The 20951-nt window shown below is 35.9% G+C and carries 23 protein-coding genes; 8 read left to right on the plus strand and 15 right to left on the minus strand.

The features are described from left to right. Nucleotides 1-48: 48 nt before the first annotated feature. The 5 genes from H560_RS0118750 to H560_RS0118770 form a co-directional block, all read right to left on the minus strand. Complete coding sequence (locus tag H560_RS0118750) at nucleotides 49-1305, minus strand: RNA polymerase sigma factor (RefSeq protein WP_027381407.1); 1257 nt, start codon at nucleotides 1303-1305, stop codon at nucleotides 49-51. Between the two features lie 19 nt (nucleotides 1306-1324). After that, nucleotides 1325-1675, minus strand: a complete 351-nt coding sequence (locus H560_RS0118755) for a YciI family protein (protein WP_027381408.1) — start codon at nucleotides 1673-1675, stop codon at nucleotides 1325-1327. 137 nt (nucleotides 1676-1812) lie between these two features. Next, on the minus strand, nucleotides 1813-2568 hold the full coding sequence (locus H560_RS0118760; protein WP_027381409.1) for an SDR family oxidoreductase: 756 nt from the start codon (nucleotides 2566-2568) through the stop codon (nucleotides 1813-1815). Between the two features lie 81 nt (nucleotides 2569-2649). Next, the gene (locus H560_RS0118765) at nucleotides 2650-3000 is read right to left on the minus strand and encodes a DUF2200 domain-containing protein (protein ID WP_027381410.1); all 351 of its coding nucleotides are present in this window, start codon (nucleotides 2998-3000) and stop codon (nucleotides 2650-2652) included. 4 nt (nucleotides 3001-3004) lie between these two features. Continuing rightward, a complete protein-coding gene (locus H560_RS0118770) occupies nucleotides 3005-3550 on the minus strand; it encodes a dihydrofolate reductase family protein (protein WP_027381411.1) in 546 nt (181 codons plus the stop codon). 282 nt (nucleotides 3551-3832) lie between these two features. Here H560_RS0118770 and H560_RS0118775 point away from each other — a divergent pair, with 282 nt between their 5' ends. After that, complete coding sequence (locus H560_RS0118775) at nucleotides 3833-4444, plus strand: hypothetical protein (protein ID WP_027381412.1); 612 nt, start codon at nucleotides 3833-3835, stop codon at nucleotides 4442-4444. A gap of 14 nt (nucleotides 4445-4458) precedes the next feature. Then, nucleotides 4459-5094, plus strand: coding sequence for a hypothetical protein (locus H560_RS0118780; RefSeq protein ID WP_027381413.1), 636 nt, complete (start codon nucleotides 4459-4461; stop codon nucleotides 5092-5094). Nucleotides 5095-5162: 68 nt separating this feature from the next. Here the strand turns inward: H560_RS0118780 and arr are convergent, their stop codons facing one another. The 8 genes from arr to H560_RS0118820 form a co-directional block, all read right to left on the minus strand. Continuing rightward, nucleotides 5163-5588, minus strand: a complete 426-nt coding sequence (gene arr, locus H560_RS0118785) for an NAD(+)--rifampin ADP-ribosyltransferase (RefSeq protein WP_027381414.1) — start codon at nucleotides 5586-5588, stop codon at nucleotides 5163-5165. 188 nt (nucleotides 5589-5776) lie between these two features. Further along, on the minus strand, nucleotides 5777-6292 hold the full coding sequence (locus tag H560_RS0118790; RefSeq protein WP_027381415.1) for a DinB family protein: 516 nt from the start codon (nucleotides 6290-6292) through the stop codon (nucleotides 5777-5779). 90 nt (nucleotides 6293-6382) lie between these two features. Beyond that, nucleotides 6383-7666, minus strand: a complete 1284-nt coding sequence (locus H560_RS22575; protein ID WP_051289386.1) for a DUF6602 domain-containing protein — start codon at nucleotides 7664-7666, stop codon at nucleotides 6383-6385. Between the two features lie 144 nt (nucleotides 7667-7810). Then, a complete protein-coding gene (gene groL / locus H560_RS0118800; protein WP_027381416.1) occupies nucleotides 7811-9436 on the minus strand; it encodes a chaperonin GroEL in 1626 nt (541 codons plus the stop codon). 108 nt (nucleotides 9437-9544) lie between these two features. Next, nucleotides 9545-9823 (minus strand): co-chaperone GroES, encoded by a 279-nt coding sequence (locus tag H560_RS0118805; protein ID WP_027381417.1) that lies wholly within the window; start codon nucleotides 9821-9823, stop codon nucleotides 9545-9547. Nucleotides 9824-9960: 137 nt separating this feature from the next. Then, nucleotides 9961-11166 (minus strand): cation:dicarboxylate symporter family transporter, encoded by a 1206-nt coding sequence (locus H560_RS0118810; RefSeq protein WP_027381418.1) that lies wholly within the window; start codon nucleotides 11164-11166, stop codon nucleotides 9961-9963. Nucleotides 11167-11269: 103 nt separating this feature from the next. Then, nucleotides 11270-12577: a CitMHS family transporter gene (locus tag H560_RS0118815; protein WP_316929373.1), complete on the minus strand. Its 1308-nt coding sequence runs from the start codon at nucleotides 12575-12577 to the stop codon at nucleotides 11270-11272. After that, nucleotides 12574-13266, minus strand: coding sequence for a DUF2490 domain-containing protein (locus H560_RS0118820; RefSeq protein ID WP_027381420.1), 693 nt, complete (start codon nucleotides 13264-13266; stop codon nucleotides 12574-12576). Before H560_RS0118820 ends, H560_RS0118815 begins: the two co-directional genes overlap by 4 nt. Nucleotides 13267-13484: 218 nt before the next feature. Here H560_RS0118820 and H560_RS0118825 point away from each other — a divergent pair, with 218 nt between their 5' ends. The 3 genes from H560_RS0118825 (at nucleotide 13485) to H560_RS22005 (ending at nucleotide 15863) form a co-directional block, all read left to right on the plus strand. Beyond that, a complete protein-coding gene (locus H560_RS0118825) occupies nucleotides 13485-14531 on the plus strand; it encodes a sensor histidine kinase (protein WP_228372509.1) in 1047 nt (348 codons plus the stop codon). After that, entirely contained in the window at nucleotides 14524-15222 is a 699-nt protein-coding gene (locus H560_RS0118830) for a LytR/AlgR family response regulator transcription factor (protein ID WP_027381422.1), read from the plus strand. Before H560_RS0118825 ends, H560_RS0118830 begins: the two co-directional genes overlap by 8 nt. A 251-nt stretch (nucleotides 15223-15473) precedes the next feature. Then, nucleotides 15474-15863, plus strand: coding sequence for a hypothetical protein (locus H560_RS22005; RefSeq protein WP_051289387.1), 390 nt, complete (start codon nucleotides 15474-15476; stop codon nucleotides 15861-15863). A gap of 54 nt (nucleotides 15864-15917) precedes the next feature. Here H560_RS22005 and H560_RS0118840 read toward each other — a convergent pair whose 3' ends face one another. Together H560_RS0118840 and H560_RS0118845 are read right to left on the minus strand one after the other, a co-directional pair. Next, nucleotides 15918-18296, minus strand: coding sequence for a M1 family metallopeptidase (locus tag H560_RS0118840; protein ID WP_027381423.1), 2379 nt, complete (start codon nucleotides 18294-18296; stop codon nucleotides 15918-15920). Between the two features lie 67 nt (nucleotides 18297-18363). After that, nucleotides 18364-18942 carry a HupE/UreJ family protein gene (locus H560_RS0118845; protein WP_027381424.1) on the minus strand — a complete coding sequence of 193 codons (579 nt, stop codon included), beginning with the start codon at nucleotides 18940-18942 and terminating at the stop codon, nucleotides 18364-18366. Between the two features lie 126 nt (nucleotides 18943-19068). On the opposite strand from H560_RS0118845, the gene H560_RS0118850 reads away from it, so the two are divergent. From H560_RS0118850 to H560_RS23815, 3 genes are all read left to right on the plus strand, one after another. Next, a complete protein-coding gene (locus tag H560_RS0118850) occupies nucleotides 19069-19512 on the plus strand; it encodes a DUF6702 family protein (RefSeq protein WP_316929372.1) in 444 nt (147 codons plus the stop codon). A gap of 806 nt (nucleotides 19513-20318) precedes the next feature. Then, nucleotides 20319-20651, plus strand: a complete 333-nt coding sequence (locus H560_RS22010) for a hypothetical protein (protein ID WP_051289388.1) — start codon at nucleotides 20319-20321, stop codon at nucleotides 20649-20651. Between the two features lie 43 nt (nucleotides 20652-20694). Then, nucleotides 20695-20946, plus strand: a complete 252-nt coding sequence (locus tag H560_RS23815; RefSeq protein ID WP_081413913.1) for a transposase — start codon at nucleotides 20695-20697, stop codon at nucleotides 20944-20946. Nucleotides 20947-20951 lie beyond the last annotated feature (5 nt).

Here is a 20951-nt window from a genome sequence, read left to right on the forward strand (position 1 = left end):
TGTGATTTTATAAATGGTTTTTTGGAATAAGAATCCGGAAATATTCAATTAAGTTCTATTAATTTTACCTAGCTTCTCTGCCAGCCCGTCAATATACCTCCTCAATGTATCAGAAACCGAGCTTGAATTCGAAAGGTCCAGTGCTTTTTCAAAATTTTCTTTGGCTTTCAGGTCATCAATGTCTCGATATAAATGCCCCAGTAGGGAAAAGTAGAAAGGATTGCCGGTAAGCTGAAGTTTTTCTGCTTCTATGATTGCAGCAGAATTTCCTCTAACTTTTGAAAAGGCAAAAGTACGGTTGAGTGCGGCAATAGGAGAGTATTCGATTTGTAAAAGCTGGTTGTATAGTTGCAGGATATTTTCCCACTTTTCGTCGGAATCCTGTTTCTTAGTATGCCAGAACGCGATGGCTGCTTCCAGATGGAATTTGGTTAAAAAATTTCCGGATGCGCTCTGATTTAAATACTCAATTCCTTTTGTAATTAAATCATAATCCCAAAGCTGATCGTCCTGCTCTTCATACAGAATGCTTTCTCCTTTTTCATTGAATCTGGCGTTAAACCTTGAAGAATGAAAATACATTAGCGATAGCAAGGCATTTGCAGACGGAGTATTGGTCATTTTATTTTCTACAAGAATGGAAGTGAGGCGGATGGCTTCAAAGCAAAAATCCTTTCGGAGAATGGTATTTTGTGATGTAGAGTAATAACCTTCGGAAAATAATAAATATAAAGTCGTAAGAACAGTTTCTAAATTACTGTTGATCTGGGAAACTGAAGGCTGTTCTATTTTTATACCTTCGGTTTTTAATTTTTCTTTGGCGCGCTGCAATCTTTTGTAAACAACTTCTTTATTGATTAAAAAAGCATCCGCAATTTCCTGTGTTCCGAATCCGCAGAGTAAATTTAAAGCTAAGGAAATTTGAGACTCTTTAGAAATAGAAGGATTACAAACAGTGAACATCATCGCCAGCTGGCTGTCTGTAATATTTTTCTGAGAAAGGTCAATTTCAAATTCTTCCCTGTCGCTGGATGAATATTTTATTTCTGTTGAAATTTTTTGCTGGAAAAGAGAATCCCGCTTAAAATAATTTTTAGACTTATTTTTTGCCACGGTATAAAGCCAGGCCGTTGGGTTTTCCGGAATTCCGTTGATGCTCCAGGTTTCTGTTGCGGTAAGAAATGTGTCGCTCACGATGTCTTCGGCGATTTCTATGTGATTAATTCCAAAGGTAGAACAGAGCACGGAAACAATTTTCCTGTACTCTGTTCTGAATAAATTTGGTATTAATGCTTTTTCGTGCATTTAATTTAAATATAGAAAATTATTCAGTAATTGGTGGAATGGCCATTCTTACTTCTACACTTGCTCCCCACTGAAGAATAGGACATCCTTTTGCGATTTCAACGGCTTCATCATAATCATTGGCTCTTATAATAAACATTCCGCCGATGGATTCTTTTATTTCTGCATATGGACCGTTGGTTACGGTGTCATTTTTCACCACTCTTCCGCCAAGATCCCATCTTTTCGGAGGAGCGACCAGCTTATTCTGGGCTGCAATTCCGCCAAGCCAGTCCTGGAAAGGCTTAATGGCAGCCTGCATTTGTTCCGGTGAGGGCGATGCGTCTTTATTGATAATATCTCTGTGTATTGCGATTAAAAATTCGTTCATGATATTGGGTTTAAAATTTTAATGATTATTTTGAATTGTATAAATTTAATAAACTTGATTAATTTTTTTAACATAGAGGATTGAGATTCCTAAAGAATGACAAACTGCGTGTATGAATCTCTATACGTTTTTAAAAATTATCTTTGATTATCAGGGTTTGAAATCCACTCGTCATAGCGGATCGTTCCCAGTTTTGCGTCATCACCCGGAATCAGAGTAGAATCATTCAAAGGAGCTCCGAAATAGGTTGCTTCAGGATCGGAAACTACTTCATCTGTATTTTTCATGATGGCCGTGTACTTTTTCACAAGATCAGAAAGCTTAATTTTTTCCGGGCCTCCTATTTCTACGGTTGTATTTTTAGGTTCACCGATGGTGGCTGCTGTCATTGCTTTTACGACATCATCTGATGCGATAGGCTGGATCAGGGCAGGCGAAACCATAATTTTGTTGTCAACTGTGCTTGATTTTACAATTCCGCCAACAAATTCAAAAAACTGGGTAGAGTGAACAATTGTATAAGGAATTCCTGAAGCTTTGATAATGTCTTCCTGAACCTTTTTTGCCCTGAAATAACCACTTTCCTGCAGACGCTCTGTTCCAACAACAGATAGGGCGATGTGATGGTTGATACCGGCTTTTTTTTCTGCAGCCATTAGGTTTTCTCCGGATGTTTTGAAAAAATTCATCACATCATCATCTGCAAAAGAAGGCGAATTTGCTACATCCACTAGTACATCTACATTTTCCAATGCCTGATCCAGACCTTCACCTGTAAGGGTGTTGACGCCGGAATTCGGAGATGCGGCCAGAACATCGTGGCCGAGACTTTTAAGGCTGTTCACAAGCTTGCTCCCGATAAGACCTGTACCGCCAATTACTGTGATTTTCATTATGTATAATTTTATGAGTTATACTTTAATGACAATCGGTTTTTTTTAATTGGACAGATTATTTAAAAAATATTATACTTTTTACTTTCGTAAAATTTTATCCATTGCTTTTCCTTTGGCCAGCTCATCGATCAGCTTATCCAGATAACGGATGTTTTTCATTGTTTCATCTTCAATATCTTCCACTCTGTAACCGCAGATCATTCCTTTTATTAATGAAGCATTGGGGTGGATCCGGGCCTGCGCAAAAAAGGTTTGAAAATCTGTTTTGTTTTCTAAGATTTCCTGTAACTTTTTTTCGTCGTATCCTGTAAGCCAGAAGATGATTTCATGGACTTCTTCCTTTGTGCGTCCTTTTCTTTCAGCCTTATTGATGTAATGAGGATATACTCCGGCAAAAGACATTTTATAGACTTTCTCTTTATTTTGCATAGGATTATTTTACAGGTTCATAAATAAGCTGTACTACTCCGGATCTGAAAGTATTTGTTTTGATTAATTTTAAATTTAATCTGTCCTTCATATCTTCAAATAAAGGTTTTCCTTTTCCTAAGGCGACGGGATGAACGGAAATTCTGTACACATCTATCAGATTGAGGCGGATAAACGTTTTGATGAGTCCTGCTCCGCCATAAAGCCAGATATTTTTTCCGCCCTGCAGCCGGATTTCGCTTACTTTTTCTTCAATATTTTCCCTGATAAAAGTGGCATTTTCATCTTCATGATTCTGGCTGGAGAAAACATATTTATTTTTTGAATGAACAGCTTCCCAAAGTTTGAGCTCTTCCGGACCAGCATTTTGGTCAGGCTGATATTTTCCCCAGGAATCGTAGCTTACCCTTCCGTAGAAAATAGTGTCGATGCTTGCAAGAAAGCCGTCAAAATCCATATCATCATCCATGATGCACCAATCGATTTCACCGTTGGGTCCTTCAATAAATCCGTCTAAAGTAGTGGCAAGGTCTAAAATTATTTTCTTCATTAAAATATTAGTTAAGTATTTGATTGAGATAATTATTTTTTAATTAAATCAGTATTCATAGGTTTTTTTATGCTTTAGATTTAAAATTAATAAAAAACTCGGAAAGGTTAGAAATTCGCAATCAAGAATATTTGTTAATTTATTTCTCTAGTTTTTATGTTTTTATGAAAATTATAAATAATTATTTATTTTGTTGTTTATTATTTCCAATTAAAGAGTTTTTATTGAATTAATTCTAAATTTAAGGCATGGAAATTGAATAATTTCGCACAAAATTTATTTATGTATATTATTATAGTATGCCTATTAGTAGTACTCAGCTTATTTCTGATCAATACTCCTAAGCTGAGAAGCTTCAGGAACAGGCATAAAAGGACTTTTGAGTTTTTTATATCTCTGATCTCTACTTTTACGGGTTTCTTTGTGGCATTGAGTTTAAGCTCGATTTTATCAGATGTCAATCAGAAAAAAAATCTTGTGAAATTACTTACGGCAACCAATTTATCAATAGAAAGCAGCGAGATGAGAACGAAAGGGATGTATCTTAATCCTGCGTCAAAAGGTGCAGATATAAACGCTCTGATACAACAGGCACCGGTAGAAATGCCCAAATTATACGGAGAACTGGAAAGCAATTCATTGGTTTCCGAATATTTTTCTTCCAATGGATTTCAGGCTTATATTTTGTGCAGCGACAATATGGAAACATTCGTGATGAACGCTAATATAGCTAACGTCCCTGCGGAAAGGAAAACCGAAATCCTGAACGAATATTTAACTTATCTTAATTTAGCAAAACAAATTAATTTGTTGGAAATAAATAAGTTAAAAGGTGATCTTTCACAGTCCAAGGAAGATGAAGAAATAAAAAAATTAACACAACAATTGAAATAATAAAAAAACCACAAATGAAAAAGAGAATAGTAATCGCTGCGATGGCAGTTTGTATTTTATCATTACAGAGCTGTAAGAAGAATGAAACAATGGCAGAGGCCAAAATAGATTTTACACAATCTTATGAAGATGCTGCGCTGGCGCTGGCAACGGCTCAGAAAAATTATGATGCAGCAGTAGCCTCCAATGTTCCTGAGAAAATAGAGGCGGCAAAGCTTGAACTAAAATCTGCCCAGGACAAATATGTAGAATCTAAAAATGTTTACATTGCTAAAGGCGGAACAATAAAGCCTGAATACGAAAATTATCTGAATACTTCTACACAAACCCTTAAAAATGCAGTTGCTGTTACAGGTGCTACAGCGGGTAGAGTGGTAAACGGAGCTATTAACACGACAGAAAAACTGGCAAAAGGTACAGTAAACACAGCAGTTCAAACCACAGAAAAAGTAGCCGGCGGAGCCATAAATACTGCAGAGACAGTGGTACAAAAGACAGGCCTGGATGACGCCGCAAGAAAGGCGGAATCTGGGGTAAAATCTACCGTGAAAACAACTTCCACTGAAATCAAAAAAACAAGTACTGAAGTAAAGAAAAAAGCTGATCAGGGAATAAGCAAAGTGAAGGAGGGAATCAACAGTATTTTTTAATGCAAAATTTTATAATGAGAAACCGTTCTGAAGAAGAACGGTTTTTTATTTGCCAGTTTTTTCTTGATCTAATTAATGATTTCAGCATCCTGATTTTCCCGCAGCTTTGCTATTCTTTCTTTCCAGTTTTGCAGTTCATCGTCTGTCAGCCGGATCCAGTCTGTTACTTCACCTACAATTTTTAAAGGTTCTGTGCTGCGGTAAGATCGGGTGGGGTTTCCAGGGAATTTTTTATCGGTTACATTAGGATCATTTTCAAATTTTCCTGTGGGTTCCACTATATAAATACGTTCCTGTCCGTCACCTTTTGCCAATGCAGCGGCCAATCCGGCACCATTTTGCAGCGCTGTAAAATAGATGTGATTCATGATGATTCCGGGATAGTAATTGGATTCTAATCCGGCCGTCAGCAGATCCCCGATTTGGAGGTCGGCTTTTGTTCCGTGGTAGAATGGGCCGCTGTCCAGAATATGCCCGTCTTTTTTGTTTTCCATTGTAATAAGTGTTTATTTGGATTTTTCCGAACCTGTAAACTTAAGAATTTGTTTTGGAATAACCTGAGTTCCGGTTAAGACATTTAGGTTTTAGTAAGTAGTAAGGAAGCTGGAAGATGGGAGAGGGAAGTTGGTTAAAATAAAAAACCGCTCTGGAAAAGAACGGTTGATATATTGCTTGTGGCTGATTAGTTAGCAATCATATCTACATCCTTATAGATATTCCAGAAATTATAATCTGTCATTGGTGCATCTGTGATGCCTACATTTCGTCCCATGGTGACGATCTGTCCCCTGTGATAGGTTCCGTGCAAGATGATATGCTGGATGTATTCATACTTGGAAAAATCACACTGAAACCATTGGGATTCTATCTTTACATTTTTTGTAAGATCTTCTTCAGATAAAGAGTCAACATATCTCATAAGCTTTTCTGAATTGTTTTTTATCCCGGCAAAAATTTCTTCTTTCGTTGTTTTCGCTGAGGTTTCTTCAAAATTAAACTCATTGTTTTCTGCAATATAGCTCCACCAGTATTCCTGAGTCTGCCAGATGTGATGCAGGGTTTTTAAAATTGTCGGAAAGCTTGAAATAACTTCCTGATTAAGCTGTTCATCGGACTTTGTGGAAAGCCAGTCGATGTACTTGTTGACTACCCAGTTGTTGTATTGGGCGGTGTGGGTGATTAGGGTTTTTAGGTTCATGATATTAATATTTTATAATTTGGTTTTAAATTATAAGTATACTTTAATTAATAGTTGCAAACATACACCTGCATTTATGTAAGGATATAACTAAAAATTCTCAATTGCAAATTTTGACATCATTCCATTTATATCATCCCCTGCATACATTTTATCTCCCTTTATAATTGTCATACATTTTTTAGTGGATAATTTTAACAATTTGTCATTGTAAAATATTAATCTCTTTGCAGATAAATTTCTTAATAAATCTTCTAGTGATGCATCATGTTTTCTTAAACATTCGATTAGGTCAGGATCGTTAAATTTCAATTCTTCCATATAGCAAAGTAAATTAACAATTATAAATTCTAATTGATTAATTTCAACTGGTTCCCATTTCTCTTTTGGCTCATCCAACTCTAATTCTTGTTGTGTTAACTTAGAATAAGAATATGCCCACCCTTTGTTGTCAAATTCATCTTTAGCAAATTTACAGCTAAGGAAAGTATGATCAAAATTTTTATATAAATCGTCTTCAAATATATCTGAAGTTATTTTAAATTTAAATGATAATCTTGTCCATAATAATTCTAGGAGATGTAAAATAGGATTTTTATTAGATGACAAGTAAAAAGGCCAATAAAATTCTTCTTCATCTTGAAAAGGAACAGTATATGGCATACCATTAGATTTTATTAATGAATATTTTTCAGAAATGATCAAATTTGGAAAACTACCAACACCAAAGCCTTTGTTTTCTTTATTTTCCATTTTTTCATTTAAGATATTTACGAAACTTTCCCTTAAACTATATTCGCTTTTAAATCCAAAATAGCCAAAAACAATTCTTAAAGGAAAGTATGCTCCCATGAATAGAGTATGATATATTAATTGTAAGTCTTCAGAGTAATTCGAAATCTCCTCGCGTAGTGGATACTCAGTATTAGTTAAACTCTCCCAAGCTGCTTTATGTAAATCCATCATAAAAGATTCGCCATCCTTATCTGGAAATCGACTTACCTCCATTACACTTTTAAGATTACTATATGAGCCAAGAATTTCCTTTTTTGTTAAATTTTTTTTTACCTCTATAACTGCAATAACTTGACTATAATGATAAACATAATTATTTGTATAGGGAACATTTTCTCCTTCGCCAGTAACGATCATGCAATCGATTTGAGAACTTATTCCTCCACTATTATTAATAATTTTACCAGAAACAACTTTTAAATTTAATTCTTCAAAAATAGATTTATTTAAGAGTTCAGTAGTAAGTCCCTCATACATATCACCTATCATTCCGGGATGTTTTATATATTCTGCTTGAGAAATTAAATCAATACCCTTGCTTTTTAAATCAGTTAATAAATTTGTAATTGTGTTTATCATAAAATTAATTCAATTGGATTTAACATTATTTAAATGTAACAATATTTTTATATAGTCAGAATTTGTACATACATAATGTTTAATATCAAAAAAACCGCCCCACAAGAGTAGAACGGTTTATATATTTGCCTCGGTCGCTGACCGTTACATCATTCCTGGCATTCCACCACCCATTGGCATAGCTGGTTCTGCGCTTTTCACTTCAGTGATTACACATTCAGTTGTTAACAACATTCCGGAAACAGAAGCTGCATTTTCAAGGGCAACTCTTGTTACTTTTGTAGGGTCGATGATACCTGCTTCAAGCATGTTTACATACTCATCGGTTTTTGCATTGTATCCGAAGTCTCCGCTTCCTTCCGCTACTTTAGCAACGATTACGGAACCTTCACCGCCTGCATTGGCAACGATTTGTCTTAATGGCTCCTCGATTGCTCTTTTCACGATTTTGATACCTGTAGTTTCGTCAGAATTGATACCTGTAAGGTTCTCCAATGCTTTGATTGCTCTTACTAAAGCAACACCACCACCTGCAACGATACCTTCTTCTACAGCTGCTCTTGTAGCGTGAAGTGCATCATCCACTCTGTCTTTTTTCTCCTTCATTTCCACTTCAGAAGCGGCACCTACATACAATACGGCAACACCTCCGGCTAATTTAGCCAGTCTTTCCTGAAGTTTTTCTTTATCGTAGTCTGAAGTAGAGGTTTCCATCTGAGCTTTGATCTGGGAAACTCTTCCTTTGATTTTACTTTCTTCACCACCACCGTTTACGATAGTTGTATTGTCTTTGTCGATCTGAACTTTTTCAGCAGTTCCCAACATATCAATAGAGATATTCTCCATTGTGAAGCCCTGCTCTTCAGAGATCACCTGACCACCAGTTAAGATTGCGATATCTTCCAACATTGCTTTTCTTCTGTCTCCGAATCCAGGAGCTTTTACAGCAGCAATTTTAAGGGAACCTCTTAATTTGTTTACCACTAAAGTAGCCAATGCTTCGCCTTCCACTTCTTCAGAGATGATTAATAATGACTTACCTCCTTGTGCAATTGGTTCAAGAACAGGAAGCAATTCTTTCATGGAAGAGATTTTTTTCTCTACTAAAAGGATATATGGATTTTCAAGCTCAGCCAACATTTTTTCAGGGTTTGTCACGAAATAAGGCGACTGGTACCCTCTGTCGAACTGCATACCTTCTACCACGTCTACCGTAGTATCAGTTCCTTTTGCTTCTTCTACTGTAATTACCCCTTCTTTACCTACTTTCCCGAACGCTTCAGCGATCAAAGAACCGATAGTATCATCATTATTTGCAGAAATAGAAGCTACCTGCTTGATTTTTTCTGAAGAATCACCCACTTCCTGAGATTGAGCTTTAAGGTTTTCTACAACAGCAGTTACCGCTTTGTCGATTCCTCTTTTCAGATCCATTGGGTTTGCTCCTGCAGCTACGTTTTTAAGACCTTCTCTTACAATAGCCTGAGCCAGTACAGTAGCAGTAGTAGTACCGTCTCCTGCGATATCATTGGTTTTGGAAGCTACTTCTTTTACCATCTGAGCTCCCATATTTTCTACCTTGTCTTCAAGCTCGATTTCTTTAGCAACAGAAACCCCGTCTTTTGTAACGTGAGGTGCACCGAAAGATTTTTCAATTACCACGTTTCTACCTTTTGGACCTAAAGTTACTTTTACTGCATTAGCCAATGCATCAACACCTCTTTTTAAAGCGTCTCTTGATTCAATATCGAATTTTATTTCTTTTGCCATTTTGATTTAGATATTAGATGTTAGATGTCAGAAGTTAGACATTTAACTTATGTTTAATTTGATTTTTAATTTGAATAGTCTGAAATCTGATGTCTTGAGTCTGGAGTCTTATCCAATTACACCAAGTAAATCCCCCTCTTTTACAATTAAATAATCCTTTCCTTCCAATTTCAATTCAGAACCTGAATATTTCCCGTAAAGAACTTTGTCACCTACTTTCACAGTTGTTGGCTCATCTTTTTTACCAGGTCCTACTGCCACCACGGTACCTTCCTGTGGTTTTTCTTTTGCGGTGTCCGGAATAATAATACCTGAAGCTGTCTTAGTCTCTGCAGCGATCGGCTCGATCAAAACTCTGTCTGCTAATGGTTTAAAGTTTACTGACATAATATATTTAATTTTTTAATTATTTCTGTGTTGTAATTCTCTAAATGTATGCCATCTGCCGGCTGTGGATGAAATGGCAGATTTTTTATTTTACGGAGCGGAAATTTTGGCAGAAAAATGCAGATTATTGTTTTAATTTAATCATCCTGAACCGGATGAAGCTTTGAAATAATAGCAGCGGAAACGGCAATTCCTATAAAGTTGGTTACTGATCTTGCTTCATTCATAAAACGGTCTACACTGTATAGAAGCGCGATATCCGTTAATGGGATTTTACCAAATTTATCAAGGGTGAAAATTAAAGCTAAAAATCCTGAGCCCGGAACCCCGGAAGCTGTTTTTGAAGTTATGGAAATGATTAGGAATAATATTGCATAATCTTTTACATCCATAGGAATATTATAAAACTGTACGAGAAACATACAGCAAGCCGAAATATAAATACACGCCCCGGCAAGATTGAAATTATACCCCAGCGGAATGAGGAGTCGGATTACTTTTTTGTCGTAGCCCTGGCTTTCCAGCTTTTCAAAAATCATGGGAAATGCTGTCTTGGAGGATGAGGTGGTCATTACCAGGATGATTTCATCTTTTATACTGATTAAAAATTCCCTGAAATTCAGCTGATAAAAATGGCAGATGGAACCCAAAATTCCAAATATAAAAATAAGGCTTCCCAAATAGACCGTAGCAACTATTTTACTTAACGGAAGAAGGGTATTGATACCATAAATAGAGATGCCGTAAGCAATATTGCAGAAAATAATGACAGGGAGAATGATATACAGATACTTTATAACCACATAAAACAATCCCATCCCGGAGTTTAAAATGTTGGTAAGCTTTGGGCTTTTCATTTTCCCGGCAATAATCCCGATGATGATTGAAAGCAAAAGAAAAATAGTGTACCTGCTGTTATAAAGCGTAAAAAAATCAGAATGCTTTGAAGCAAATTCAAAACGTTTCGGAATGGCAGAATGGATTTTGGAAAGGTCAATTCCTGTATCCGCTCCCGGCTTTATCAAAAAACCTAAAAAAAGCCCTAAAAGGATACTTAATGAAGTGATCGCCAGAAAATAAATGGCGGTATGCAAAATAATTTTGCTGGAATTTTTTGTTTCAAACAAATTTAAAATCCCGTAAATGATCGCAATAAATATCACAGGAAGAATCAATGCTTCCAGAACGGAGAAGAAATAATAATTGATGAGCTCAAGCTTTTTGCTGAATTCCGGTAAGTAATATCCGCAAATCACCCCGCCCATTATGGCGATAAATACATATAAGGTAAGATTCCTTAAGTATTTACTGGTAAACGTTTTTTCTGTTTGGAACGGTGACATCAATATGCGCTTCTATTGATACAAAAATAAAATTTATATTGAGATATAAAATAATATTAACAATTACTGCATAATAAGCCGGCTGCAGCTTCCCGGAATGATATTAAATCACTCCAAGAATCAAAGCACTCACCAGCATTACAATTGATGATCCGATGGCCCATTTAAGGGTGTATTTCAGATGGTCTGAAAATTCTACACCCGCCAGAGAAACCAGTAAATAGGTAGATGGTACAAGTGGGCTTAATAAATGAGATGCCTGTCCTACAAGGCTGGCTCTTCCCAGTACATCAGGGGGAATCCCCAACTGAGCTCCGGTAGAAGTGATGATCGGCAGGATCCCGAAATAATAAGCATCGTTGGTAAGGAAAAACGTAAGAGGAACACTGAATACGGCTGTAATGATGTTTAAAAATCCACCCCAGCTTTCAGGAACAATTCCTATAATGCTGTTTCCCATGGCCTGCATGATTCCGGTTCCGTTAAGAATCCCGGTGAAAATTCCCGCCGCGAAGATCATTCCTGCTACAGAAAGTGCATTCCCGGCATGTTTTGTCACGATTTTCTGCTGGTCTTTAAGCTTTGGATAATTGATCACTGCGGCTAAACAAAAGGCGAGCATAAAGGCAATCGCCAAAGGAATCAGGTCCAGGATCATTACCACAAGTAAGGTTACGGTAAGGGCAAAGTTTATCCAGAGAAGTTTTGGTCTTAAAAGTTTAGGATTATTGTCACCAATAATATCATTGCTGCTGTACTGTGTATATTTTCCATACCTGGCAATTTTCTTTTTTTCTTGTACCCCAAGAATATAAGCAACCAGGATCACCCATAAAATACCGATGAACATAATAGGAATCATAGGAACAAATATTTCTGTATGGCTCAGCTTAAGAGAGCTCATTACCCTTGCTGTAGGGCCGCCCCAAGGCAAAATATTCATAATTCCTCCTGCAAGCATCACAATACAGGTAAGGATCAGGGGATTCATTCCTTGTTTTTTATATAAAGGAAGCATGGCAGCTACTACAATAATATAAGTGGAAGAGCCGTCACCGTCAAGAGATACCAAAGTTGTGAGAATGGCTGTTCCGACGGTTGTTTTAACAGGATTATCACCCACAGCTTTCAGAATTACATTGACCAAAGGCTCAAAAAGCCAGGTATCTATCATTAAGCTGAAAAACAGGATCGCGAATATCAGCATCACGCCGGTCATGGCGATTTCTTTAATTCCTGTTTTTGTCATTTCTCCCAGTTCAGAGCTGTAACCTGCTGCCACAGCAATGATTACCGGAACTAAAACCAGTGCAGTAAGCGGAGTCATTTTTTTGTACATAATCAGAACCATAAAAATGACGATCATCGAAAATCCCAGAATTGTAAGCATAGTATTATGATTTAAGATTATTTATTTTTTTTTCTCCAGTCGAAGCTGTTTCTAAAGCCTATGTAAGCGTAATTGCTGGTTTTTCCGGTCTCCAGCTGGTTGATGAACGCAAGCTCAAGGGCAGAGTTTTTACCCGTTTTGATACCAATTCCTGCAGTGAGGCGGTTACTATCAAATGGTTCATCTTTTACCACATTCATCCTGATTTCATTTTTCAGGATTCCATAGATTTTTTCCTTTTCTCCTTTTTTGTTAAAAGGTATTTTCACCGAAATAAGGTATCGCAGCCTTACTACAAATTCATCAGGATTATTGATGAACCGTTCTTCTACACGCAGGCGGTTGGAAATGGAGGTTCTGCCGATATTGTTTTCCATTGTTACCTGCTGGAAAGGTCTTTTCTCATAGCGGATCTTCTTGGAATCATCAGAATTGTAAGATTCCAGCACAAGGAACATTGCGCCGACTGCCGGCTTTATTCCGTTCGCCACTTCATGATCTACATAGGCATTTACCAGGAAGAGTCTTGTGTCATAGGCCAGATCAAAGGATCGGTATTGCGCAAGTGCCGTGAGTGTATTTTTATCTGTAAGCTTAGCAGACATCAGATACTGAAACCACATATTATAATTATCCCTGCTTTGAGCCTGAAAAAGAGGCGCAAGAAATAATAAGAGCAGAAGTGATAGAGTAGATATAATTCGTCTCATGTAACATTTGATTAATATTGTAATTTCTCAAATATATCCAATACTCGTATCGGCCTGCGAAATTTTCAATCAATGGCATTTTTTATCAGTGAACTGCATTTTCCCGTTAAAAAGATGGTATATTTGAAATCTTTGAAACCAGCATTGTAAGGATGTTTTTACTTGTAAATATTGTAGTTATATTGTTGATATTCAGGATTTTATTTAGTTCTAAAATTTTGAGTAAACTCATGTCTTACAGATGGAAGTTTCTGCTGGGATTTCAGCATGTATTTTTCTTTTTAGTGTTTGTTTTGATCATTTATTTTACGGAAAACACCTTCCTGAATCCCCCGGATCTTATCTGGAGCATTATTTTTAATATTATTTACAGCTTAGGAATTTATTATTGGGTGTACCAGTTTCTTGTTCCTAAATTTTATTTATCGAATAAATACCCGGAGTTTATTTTATATGCGCTCATCTGCTTTTTGATTTCAAGCCTTTTCAGGATTTTGTATGAGCCTGCCATCTTTACCATGCAGTTTTCTGAGGAATTGGGCTACACTACTTTTTTATATAATGTGTATATCACCCAGGCTATCGTGATTCTTGTAGCCTCGTTTTTGGGAATTACGAAAGACAAATTTATTATAGAGCAGGATGTGGCAGATCTTGGCGAGCAGAAGGAACAGCTGTATATTGATTTGCTTAAATCTAAATTAAGCCCTCATTTTCTGCTCAACACACTGAATAATATTTATGTAAACAGCTTTGTTCCCACAGAAAAAACCTCCAATTCTATTTTACAGCTCAGCAAACTGCTGCAGTATATTATCTATGACAGCGGCAAAGAAAAAATAAGTGTCGCGCAGGAGTTTTCTTCCCTTAAGTCTCTTACAGAACTGTATCAGCTTAAATATAATAACCAGCTTGATATTGTTTTTACTATTCAGAATGAGGAAGCGTGTGAGGTGATAGAAATTCCGACTTCGGTTTTTCTTACTTTGTTTGAAAATTCGCTGAAGCATTCTGCCATCGGAATGGAACCTTCTGCCTTTGTAAGGGTTTTATTTACGATTGAGAACCAGGAAATTATTCTTACCATTGAAAATTCCATATCCGAAAACAAAAATCTATCTTTAGATATTGGATATCAGGGACTGGGAAATAAAGCAATTACCGGCATCCTTGAAAAATATTATACAGGAAAATACAGCTTTTCTTCCGAAGTTTTAGACAATAAAAATTACCAGACTATTTTAAAAATTAATTACAATGGCTGATTTGAAAATAGTAAGCGTTGATGATGAATATCCGGCATTACAGCTGGTAAAGCAGTATTGCGGAAATATTGATGAGGTTGAAATTTTGAACTCTTTCCAAAATCCGGTAGAGGCTTTGGAATATTTAAAGGAAAACAGGCCGGACCTTGTAATTTTAGATATTAATATGCCTTTGATGAATGGTATTGAGCTTCTGGAAAGCCTTCCTTATAAGCCATTGTGCATATTTATGACTCTGGAAACACAGCATGCGGTAAAAGCCTTTGAGCTGGATGTGGTACATTATCTTGTAAAGCCGGTGGATTTTGATACATTTAAAAAAGCAATTAATAAAGCAAAAGATTTTCTCCGGTTTAAAAAATCAACGGAAAATAAAACTCAGGAGGATTTTATTATGTTTAAATCCAATTATGTCATCAATAAAGTATTTCTGAAAGATATTCTATGGGTGGAAGGATTTGGTGAATATATTATTCTGGTAACAGCTTTCAAAAAGTATATGATTTTGGACAGGATGTCAAATTTTGAAGAAAAATTTCAGGATTTTGGCTTTATAAGAATTCACAAATCTTATATTGTGCTTTCATCCCATATCAATTCCTATGACGCCAGTTCCGTATATCTGGAAGGAGGAGGTAAGCTGCCACTCGGGAGAACTTATAAAAGTTTTTTGAAAATTTTTATGAATTAAATTAACATAAAAAATATTTTTTATTTGGTTTTGAAAATTTTTATATATTTGTAGCGTAAAAACATAGAAATATAAATTGATGAAAAAATTATTAAATGTTGCATTTACTGCAATAACACTACTTTGGTGTGCAAGCTCTTTTGCACAGAATATTCAGGAACCGGAATTCGTAGGTGAATGTATGGTTTTAAAATCAGATAATACAACCCAGTTACTTCAGAAACACACAACACAAATGCGTTCTGCTATGAATGCAGGGATTCATTGTGGGAATAGGAAGTGTAAAATCCAAGCTGCAGATCGACGGTTGCTGCTCAGATACAAAGCTTAAAGCTTCGGATAATCTTCAGTTTATCGTTCGTTCGGTAGATAATAATACAGATCCTATGGCGATTGTAAAGATTTTCCGTTTTGATTCGAGTAAGAAATACAGAAGAGCAGAAGTTTCTTCACAAAACAATTGGGGAACTGTAAAAACCAATAAGCTTCAATATCTTAATTTTACAGCAAAAAAATATGGTAACAGCTCTTATTTGATTACCCTGAAAGATAAACCTGCCGGTGAATACGGGATCACAATTACCAATCCGAATGCTCTTGACGAAAAGAGTACAATTGTATCCACTTTTTCAATTCAATAAATACAATGAAAAAGCCGTTAACGGTTTCTGTTAACGGCTTATTTATATTCTTTATTATTTCTTTCCGGCTGCCTGCATCGGATTTACCCTTCCATTGGAAGCTCCTCTGGTGTTACCACTTTCTTTTTGCTTAAATAACTGGAATTTTGAAATCTCTGATGTTCCACCATTATTACTCCAGAAATTATTGGAAGTATCAATGTCTGCTGTTTCTCTCATCGGGTCCAGCTGTATTGATTTTAATTTTTTATCAAAATAATACGTTTTGGAAACTCTTTGCTCATTCATTCTCCAGATTTGTGCTGAAGATTTGTCTGTCATTTTTGATCCGTCTTCGAAAGTGAATTCAAGGATAATTGGCATTACCAATCCGCCTTTATTGCTGAAATCGATCTGGTAAGCTGTGATATTTTTAAATTTATCTTTATCCTTCTGAGTCAAAGCATCCGTTCCATCTATTTTGAATGAATATTCTTTGTCGTTATCTACTTTTTCCTGGCCTCTGTCATACCTGTAATAGAAATCTTGGGCATCTTTATCTTTGTCTACATAAAAAGTAATATTCTTATCTTCTCTGTTCCTGATTTTTGAAATATCTTCAAAATCATTCAATAAAGGTTTTTCCACTTTATATTTTATTTCGCTTCCTCCTTTTGGAGCAGTTTCAAGGTCAGCAGCAGCCACAGTTACCTTATCGATGGCAATATCTACCGGATCTGTTCCGTAGAACCAGCCTCTCCAGAACCAATCCAGGTCTTCACCGCTTGCATCTTCCATTGTTCTGAAAAAATCCGCAGGTTCAGGATGTTTAAATGCCCATCTTTTAGAATATGTTTTAAAAGCTTTGTCGAAAAGTTCTCTTCCCATAATGGTTTCACGAAGAATATTTAATCCGGTGGCCGGTTTTGCATAGGCATTCGGACCAAACTGAACAATATTTTCAGAATTGGTCATGATGGGTTCCAGCTGATCTTTCGGAAGCTTCATGTAATCTACGATTGTCCATGCCGGACCTCTTTTTGAAGGAAATTTATTGTCCCATTTTTCTTCTGTAAGATATTCTACAAAAGTATTGAGGCCTTCATCCATCCATGTCCACTGTCTTTCGTCAGAATTAATGATCATCGGGAAGAAGTTGTGACCCACTTCGTGGATAATTACGCCCAGCATTCCGTTTTTAATACCTTCAGAATATGTTCCGTCTTTTTCGGTTCTTCCGTAGTTAAAGCAAATCATAGGATATTCCATGCCATTAGACGCCTCCACTGACTGAGCTACCGGATATGGATAAGGAATGGTGAATTCCGAATAGGTTTTAATGGTGTGTGCAACAGCTTTCGTAGAATATTTTCTGTATAATCCGTAAGCTTCTTTTGGATAAAAGCTCATAGCCATTACTTTATTGTTGTTTTCAGGAATAGTTACGCCCATCCCGTCCCAAATGAATTTTCTTGAAGATGTCCATGCAAAATCTCTTACATTATTTGCCTCAAAAACCCACGTTTTTCTTTGTTTTGAATGATTTTTTTCTGCTTTTTTTGCTTCATCCAGAGTTACAATTTCTACCGGTTCTGCAGAAGTTTTAGACTTATTATATCTTGCCAGCTGATCTGATGTTAAAACCTGATCATAGTTTTTGCATTCTCCGGTTCCGCCCACAACATGATCTGCAGGTACATTCATGGAAACTTTAAAATCCCCGAAAACAAGAGCGAATTCTCCTCTTCCGGTAAACTGATGATTCTGCCACCCGTGAAAATCGCTGTATACACACATTCTAGGGTACCATTGTGCCATCGTGTAAAGATCGTTTCCGTCTTCAGCAAAGTTTTCATAGCCGCCACGGCCGCCCATTTTTATCCTGTTTGGGATATTGTAGTTCCAGTCTATTTTGAATACAAGTTTTTCACCTTTTTTCAATGGCTTCGGCAGGTCAATACGCATCATGGTTTTGTTTACCGTATAAGGCAGCGGAGATCCTGATGCATCGGTTACCTTTTCCAGGTTAACACCATAACCATTATCTTTTACGGGTATATCCGTTGTTCTTAGCTGCTGGTCGTTGGACGCCTTGGGAAGCGAAGAAGAAAATGGAAAATCTGCTTTTTTTACGCTTGACTGCTGATTTTCATCCAGTTGGAGCCAGATATAATCCAGCTCATCGGGAGAATTATTGTAATATGTTACCGTTTCAGAACCTTTCAGATTTCTTTTATCTTCATCCAGGTAAGCTTTGATATCATAATCTGCCCTGTTTTGCCAATAGCCGTGTCCCGGGGCTCCTGAAGCTGTTCTGTAGATATTTGGGGTAGGAAGAATAGTTCCTAATTGCTCGAATTTATTCCCATGGTTGCTTCCAGGATTGTTCTGAATATTTTGAGCGGTTAACCCAATATAAGCAAATACTGAAAGTGCGGCAACTTTTAGTTTCATAACCGAAATTGTTTAAGAATTAACAAATATAATAATAAGTAGTTGAAAATATAAAAATGTTTCAGCCTCAGAAAGGAATTCTTTCTAAAGTCATTTTTAATGATAATGCAAAGACTCCTGATGAAACAAAGAGCACCCAGTCTTTCTTGTTTACCTTAAACAGATTAAGCAAAATAAAAAGAACAATCAAGATTCCAAAGACAATCACAATCTGCCCCAGTTCTAATCCGATATTGAAGCCAAGTAGCGGAACTGCAATGCTTTGGCTTTTTGCAATCATGACTCTTGCCGTATTAGCAAAGCCCATTCCATGAATAAGCCCGAAAATCAATGTCAGGTAATAGTTCGCTTTCATGAGCGTCTGTTTTTTGTTGTTCATCAGAATATTATCCAGGGAGGTTAAAACAATGGTTAAAGGAATTAAAAATTCCACCCAATCAGAATTGATTCTTACAATATCCATAATGCTTAACGCCAAAGTTATTGAATGTCCGATGGTAAAAGCTGTAACCAGAATTAAAATTTTTTTCCAGTCATTATAAGAATACACCGCGATTAATGCCAGTACAAAAAGCTGATGATCCAGCGCGTCCAACGAAATAATATGTTCCCAGCCAAGGTTTAGATAAAATAAAAAATCCTGCATCATAAAGTAAAATATAAAAGCTTACGAAAATAATGATTAATTTCGGAACAAATTTATTGGTCTTGATTTATGAAGAGTTTTTGTCTTTTTTTGCTTCCTGTTTTCTTGTTTTTGTCTTTTACAAAGGTGAAGCACCCTTATCATGTGGGGTCTGTGGAGATTAATTATAATTCGAAATCAAAAACTTTTGAAGTAACCGGGCGTTTTTTTCTTGATGATCTGGAAAATGGATTAAGCAAAAAATATAACCAGTCATATCATTTTAATGATCCTAAATACAAACCAATGCTTAACGAAGCGCTTAAAAACTACAGTTCAGAATACTTTAAGCTTAAAAGTAACGGTAAGTTCATGAAGGTTAACTTCATTGGATATGAAGAAGACCATGAATCTGTAAATGTTTACCTGGAATCTGAACCTGTTGAAAATCCAAAAAAAGTAGAAGCGGCGGTTAGTTTTCTTTACAACCTTTTTGATGATCAGATGAATATTGTCCATATAATTAATGGCAATACAAGAAAAAGTGAAAAGCTAACCTTTCCCAACCGTTATCTTTATCATCAGCTTTAAATTTCTATTAACTGTAAAGGATTGTAAAATAAATAATTGTTAATAAAGTTATTTATTTTACACAAAATGACTATATTTGTTTTGAACTGTAATAGTTAATTTTATATAAAATATTGCTGTTTCGATATTAAAAGTCAATAGAGCTAAAAAATAATGTAAACGAAATGTTTTAGTTTTGGCTAATTAATAAATTAAATGTTAATCAGACGTCATTAGTTGCATTTTATTTTCTCATTAATGGGATAGTTAGGGATAGAAACATACTTATTTTTAATAATTTGAACAAATTCACATTATAATACAGGCTACAAATTCTATTAACACAAAAGATCTTTAGAAAGAGTACTTTAAGAAGTGCTCTTTTTTTTATTAGAATAATCGAACCAAGTAAATAAAGTGTGAAGTCAAGATTATAACTGAGCATAATAAATCAAAACATTGAAGGTCTATAATGGGCCTTTTTTTTTATCTCATCACGTTGTTCTGTTTAATTTTATAAAATATAGAGATGAAGTTATTCTGAGATTGTAGCATTTATTTATTATTCAGAACGAATTTATTTTTATAAAATAAATTGTTATTACAATTGATAGTGAGTTAATGTGATTGATTTTGCTATATATATAATTGATAAATAATCACTTGTGCGAAAGTAGTATATAGATGGTATATCTGTTTTTCTCCGAAATAATATAAAATTCCTAGCTTCGCACATATTTTTTGAAATGTAATTGCATTTACGTAATGGAGAAAAATTAATTCTTTAAATAAAAAAAAACAACATTTATGAAAAAAGTAAAAGATTATTGGTATTACTTCTGGTAATGCTCAGTTCCGCATCTTTGTCCGCCCAGGTGGGGATAAAAACATCAAATCCTTTGGCCACTTTACACGTAGACGGCGCCAGCGATAATTCTGCAACAGGAAAGCCTAACGCTTCCCAGGAAAGTAACGATGTAGTAGTAACACCTACAGGGCAGTTAGGTGTGGGAATCATTTCACCAACTGTGAAACTTCATGTAGTGGGAACAACGGCTAATTCTAACAGATTCAGTTTGATAGATGCTCCGGCAGGTACTAACCAGCATGTGGAGTTGCTAACTTTGTTAGGACACAATTCTTATACTCTTTATCTTTAAGAGTATGAAAAAGATCAGAAAAAATTACAGTCTATAGTTTAAGATCCAAGCAGTATCTTTAAGTGAGCAGCGAGGCAATGTATCCTCGGTAGCTGAAGAATTTGGGATCTGTAAAGAAAGTCTCGTTAATTGGCGAAAACTTCACAAAGAAGGTAAACTTAGCAAGGAAAAACAAATATCCTCTGATCCAATAAGGGAAGAGTTATTGAGACTTCGCAAAGAACTGGAAGAAACAAAGCTTGAACGTGATATCTTAAAAAAGGCGGTAGGCATCTTCTCCAAGAGAGAGGGGTAAGATAT

The organism is Chryseobacterium daeguense DSM 19388, from assembly GCF_000430825.1.
GTDB classification, from domain to species: domain Bacteria; phylum Bacteroidota; class Bacteroidia; order Flavobacteriales; family Weeksellaceae; genus Chryseobacterium; species Chryseobacterium daeguense.